General features: G+C 33.5%; 2 protein-coding genes. Both read left to right on the top strand.

Annotation, left to right across the window (positions count from 1 at the left end):
- The first annotated feature begins 174 nt into the window (after positions 1-174).
- Entirely contained in the window at positions 175-786 is a 612-nt protein-coding gene (locus D1831_RS14215) for a YveK family protein (RefSeq protein ID WP_125073453.1), read from the top strand.
- The coding region (locus D1831_RS14745; RefSeq protein ID WP_225422912.1) for a hypothetical protein at positions 770-1,043 on the top strand (274 nt) is incomplete at its 3' end. The genes D1831_RS14215 and D1831_RS14745, both read left to right, overlap by 17 nt.

Genomic DNA, 1,043 nt, shown 5'->3' with positions numbered 1-1,043 from the left:
GAATTATGTATAGTTCATATTATTTTAATGAATCGAATGATTTATCATACGCGCATGCCTTTTACCGCAAGGAAATATTGGGAAAAGGTAAAGCTACTACAATAAATAGTAAGTTTGCACTACAAAAAGTTAGTGCAATCCAAATTAAGTAGTTTGGATAAAGAAGAGGGAAAAATGAAAACAATTTTTAGTTACCTTCGGGAGAATCGTAAACATTGGGAATTGTACCTATTTCCGATGATTATTTGTTTGGCGGTATCTACACTATTTATGAATAACGATAGCTTTGTGTATACCACAGAAGTTAGGGTTGTGACAAAGGGGGAAAATACTAGGCTGTCAACATTTGACACTGCGTCAATTTCTGTTTATCAAACGATGTTGAAACATCCCTCAATTGTTGTTTCAGCTCAACGGGCGTTAAAGCGGGATTATAACATTAATATCTCACAAGATGATATTGTAAAATCAATTACGACATCACCTGTAGTTTCAGGTGATTCTCTGGAAATTAGATCAACAAATAACGATTCACAATTAGCTGTGGCAATTGGTAAACAGGTTGCTAAAAGTTTGTATTACACGTTGCAATCATATTTACCACAGAAGCAAGTGTTGATTGTAAATAACGCAACATTGAGTAATGCAAAAAGTATCAGCATATGGTATGCAGTGTTAATTTCAGTTCTACTTGGTTTTTCAATTGGGGCAAGCATTCAATTTTATTCTGATTACAAAAAGAATATAGCTGATAAAAGGAGAATTTCAAATGGCCAAAAAAGTTAAGAAACAAGTTACGAAAAGGCGATTAGTATATTCTCTGGTGTTTTATTATTTGGCTACAATTTTGTATATAGTCTATTCCTTTTTACAAACAACGTTATTTTCATCTGTGATACCTAACGGTATTTTTTCAGTTGCTAAATATATATGTTTGGCCCTTTTCGTTTTGAGCATTTTGTGTTCTAAGTATACTGATCGTCAACTGCTGATTGCGCTATGGGGAGTGTTGCTTGGCATTTTCATCTTTCATAATTCTGGTG

Source organism: Lactiplantibacillus garii (genome assembly GCF_003885105.1).
GTDB lineage: Bacteria > Bacillota > Bacilli > Lactobacillales > Lactobacillaceae > Lactiplantibacillus > Lactiplantibacillus garii.
Note: the sequence above shows the minus strand (reverse complement) of the source record. Positions and strands in the feature narration are given on the sequence as shown.

Bases quoted from the DNA above. Each gene is read 5' to 3' on its own strand.
- D1831_RS14215 (WP_125073453.1), top strand. From the start codon at position 175: ATGAAAACAATTTTTAGTTACCTTCGGGAGAATCGTAAACATTGGGAA.